The 3,626-nt window shown below is 67.5% G+C and carries 2 protein-coding genes and 2 pseudogenes; 2 read left to right on the forward strand and 2 right to left on the reverse strand.

From position 1 onward, the window contains the following. Together A5711_RS27150 and A5711_RS05860 are read left to right on the forward strand one after the other, a co-directional pair. Positions 1-690 (forward strand): annotated as a pseudogene (locus tag A5711_RS27150) (serine/threonine protein kinase); the annotation flags it as partial. A 133-nt stretch (positions 691-823) separates the two neighbouring features. After that, complete coding sequence (locus A5711_RS05860) at positions 824-2,095, forward strand: lipase family protein (protein ID WP_067944696.1); 1,272 nt, start codon at positions 824-826, stop codon at positions 2,093-2,095. A gap of 149 nt (positions 2,096-2,244) precedes the next feature. Here A5711_RS05860 and A5711_RS05865 read toward each other — a convergent pair whose 3' ends face one another. Further along, positions 2,245-3,246 (reverse strand): tocopherol cyclase family protein, encoded by a 1,002-nt coding sequence (locus A5711_RS05865; RefSeq protein ID WP_067944697.1) that lies wholly within the window; start codon positions 3,244-3,246, stop codon positions 2,245-2,247. After that, positions 3,243-3,626, reverse strand: a pseudogene (locus tag A5711_RS27155) (hypothetical protein); the annotation flags it as partial. The pseudogene A5711_RS27155 and the gene A5711_RS05865, both read right to left, overlap by 4 nt.

The raw sequence follows: 3,626 nt of genomic DNA on the forward strand, positions 1-3,626 counted from the left end.
GCCCGTGAACTGGCCCGGGCGGCCAGCGAGGCGGTGAACGCGGCGTACGAGCCGGTCGCTGTCGGCGTTGGCGCAGGGCCCCTTGGCACCCGGCCGTTCGAGGCGGTCTATCCGAACCCGGACGACACCGGCTTCAGCCCGTATCCGGTTGAGGTACCTGCGCCGCCGCCGCATCGGCCCTTGTGGGGTGGCCGGGCGCCGCTGGTGGGGATCGGGGCGGCGGTCGTCCTGGTGATCGCCGGGCTGACCGTGGCGCTGGTATCGGCGTTGATGAGCGGTGGTTCGCCGCCGCCGCGGACCGCTCAGGCGCCGGCGCCCCCTGCGTCGAGTGCGCCGCCACCCAAGACGCCGACCCTGTCGGCCCCGGTGAAGGGCGCCGACGGGTTGGGGTTCGTCGGCGAGACGGCCCGCTGCGACCCGGGGAACCCGCCGGCCGCCGTGCTGCGCACCGCCAAGTCGCTGGTCGTGGTGTGCCAAAACCTCAGCGGCAGTTACTACTACCGCGGCGAGCGCATTCGCGACGGCGCGCATATCGAACTGTCGAACGCCGAGCGGGTCGGGGACGGGTTCGATGTCACCAACCCGGTCGACGGAGTGGTCTACGAGGTGCGCCCGAATCGGCTCAGGATCATCAGTGGCAGCCACGTCGATTCGTCGGAACCGGTGCTGCAGTACGCCACCGCATCCTGATCACCGCGGGCGGAGCCTGTTCGGCTTTGCCATCGCGACCTCGTTTGCCACCGACGAGGGGACCTTGTCCTCTGGCCGTGTATCGGCTCGGGGTGAAGACTCGGGTACCTGCTCGAAGAGGAAGTTCCGATGCATGACTGCGTCACAACCACCGACGGGCGGGGCCAGTGTCCCGCCGCATCCGAAGGATGATCCGTTCTACTCGTACACCGGCAAGAAGCCGCTGGGGAACATCACGCGGGGAACGGTGCTGAAGACGCGCGGTGTCCGGTACGACATCGTAGGTTTGCCAACGTTTCTCACGACCACACAGCTGCTCTACCGGTCGACAAGTCAGACCCAAACCCCAACGGTCAACGTCACCTCGGTCATTTGGCGGCGGGGGTTGAGAGACAAGACGAAGGTGATCTCCTATCAGTCCGCCTACGACTCGCTCAACCAGAGCGACGAGCCGTCGTATGCGATCTCGGGCGGAAAACCCACGCTGGCCGGAGTCGTCCCCAACGTTGAGCTGGGGGTTTTCGGCCCGTTCCTCGCCGAGGGTTACACGGTCATCGTCCCCGACACCGAGGGCCAGCAGGCGGACTTCGCCGCGGGCCCCGAATATGGAATGAACACGCTCGACTCGATCCAGGCCGCGTTGAACTCGTCGACCATCGACGGCGACGCAAAGGTTGCGATGCTCGGATACTCCGGAGGTGCGATCGCCACCGAGTGGGCCGCCGAATACGCCAAGACGTACGCGCCCGACGTCCACAAGCGCCTGATCGGCGCGGCGATAGGCGGCGTGCTCGTCCACCCGGCGCACAACCTGCGCTACGTCGAGGGCAGCCAGATGTGGGCCGGTGTCATGCCGATGGCGCTCGTCGGCATCGCGCGCGCATTCGCAATCGATTTCACGCCGTATCTCAGCAACCGCGGCATAAGGATCTGCAACGAGATCCAGAATGCGTCGATCGTCGATGTACTCGGCTTGCGGTACGCGCGTTTGAAGTGGAAGGACTTGGCCAAACCCCAGTATCCGACTCCGGAGAGCATCCCGCTCTATGTCGAGACGGTCAACAAGCTGATCATGGGAACCGCTGGCACGCCGAGGATCCCGCTGTTCATCGGCCAGGGTGCCGGCGGTGAGCGCGAGGGCACGGCGGGTAACAAGCCGGGCATCGGAGCCGGCGACGGCGTGATGATCGCCGGCGACGTGCGCACGCTCGCCCGGAAATACTGCGCGGCGGGCACGGCGGTCCAGTACGAGGAATACGAGACGCTCAGCCACATCTTGAGTCTCGTGCCCTGGTTGCCGGGCTCGATCGCCTGGATCAAGCAGCGCTTCGCCGAAGTGCTTCCGCCACAGAATTGTTCGTCGATCCGGCCGGGCAACCCGATCCCGCCGATTCCGGTTCCATAGAAAGTGACGGGCTAAGTCCGCGCTGTAATCACATCTGCAACAAGAATCACTGGTCCGAACCGGTAGACAATTTGCCCGCCTCACAGCGACAAATTGAGGCGCGCAGGGGATTCGGTGCCACCAGTCACAGGTGCAGCGGGGCGATCGATCTATGCCGGCCGCGTGCCGATCTCCAGGCCGGCCAGCTCGCAGGTGCCGTCGAACACCACTCGGCCGTATTCCCGCACCCGGCAACGCAATCGACCGGCGAGGTGCTCGAAGTCGGTGTCGATGTTGCGCCGCTCCGCTGGCAGCGGCACCGGTAAGACGTGCGGGTCCGCGCGGGTGCCGTCGCCGTCCAGCTCGATGCGGTAGCGGGGTGTGCGCGCCGACACGGTCCAGCGTCCGTCGCCGACATGCGATCGCACGGGCGCCGGCGGGGTAACCCGGATGACACGGTCGCCGAGTCGCACGACGATCCCGGTGACGTCCCTGCGGATCGGGCCGAGCGCAAGAAGGCCCCCCGAGAATGCGACCGAGACGTCAGCGTCGGCGAAATCGTGCGCCTGACCCCACCACCAGCGCTCGGGGAAGCCCGCGCCCCAGTTGCGTTCCGTGTACAGCCGGGCATCACTGAAGGACCAGGCTTCTCCGTCGAATTCGACTGTGCCGGTGGCTGTTCCGCCGAGCCGGTAGGGATGCCAGTACTGGTTGAGAAACGGGACCGACGAGAAGACGCCGCCGCCGCCAAAAGCCTTGGGCCAGTTGAACGGATCGGCGAAATGCAGGTCGAGGTGGATGCCGTCGAGGTCGATCTGGAGCCGGTCGAGGCTCGCCGCCAGACGGCAGTCGGGCGCGGTCCCGGCGTGCACCGAGAACGTGGACGATTCGGCGTGGGCACCGTCGATTTCCGCGGAGCGCACGACACCGCCGGGGTCCAGCGCGACCGCCACCGTGGCCCAGTCCCCGTCTGGATTCCGGTTCACGCTGCACAGCGCGACGACGACCCGACCCGAGGCGGCATCGGTGAGGCGCCAGAACCAGCCCTCCATTTCCGTCCCGTGCGACGGAACCGGATCGCCGAAGGGCACGTCGGCGCCGGTGCGCCGGTAGGCATGGACCAATGGCCTGGCGACGCTCGCCGCTATCCACCGCAGGTAGGCGCCGGTCATCGCTTGTCGGCCAGGCCCGACTGCACGATCGCGTCGTCGATGAAGCGCTGCACCGGCCGCGAGCGGAAGAATCCCGTGTGACCGCCTGGGTACCACTGGATTTCGGGTTTGCTCCAGTGCTCCCAGAGTCGGGTGACCTGGTCGCGCGGGTGCACCAGCCGGTCGGCGAGGCCGGCGTAGATGAAGCGACCCTCTTTCGGCACGCGCGGGGTCAGGGCCAGCGGCGAGACCATCCGGCCGAGCGGCTTGGCCGAGTCCATCGTGCGGCGCAGGGCGGCGTGGCCGCTGAGGCCGGCGTGCCGGGCGACCAGGTCCACCAGGTCGACGGCAGGCACGCCCAGGATCGCGCACGTGAGGCCGTCGTCGAGGCTGGCGATCAG

This window comes from Mycobacterium sp. E2238 (genome assembly GCF_001672665.1).
Classification (GTDB): Bacteria; Actinomycetota; Actinomycetes; order Mycobacteriales; family Mycobacteriaceae; genus Mycobacterium.

What these genes read in the sequence shown, in the direction of transcription:
- A5711_RS05860 (WP_067944696.1), top strand. Translation starts at nt 824, where the DNA reads ATGACTGCGTCACAACCACCGACGGGCGGGGCCAGTGTCCCGCCGCAT.
- A5711_RS05865 (WP_067944697.1), bottom strand. Translation starts at nt 3,246, where the DNA reads ATGACCGGCGCCTACCTGCGGTGGATAGCGGCGAGCGTCGCCAGGCCA.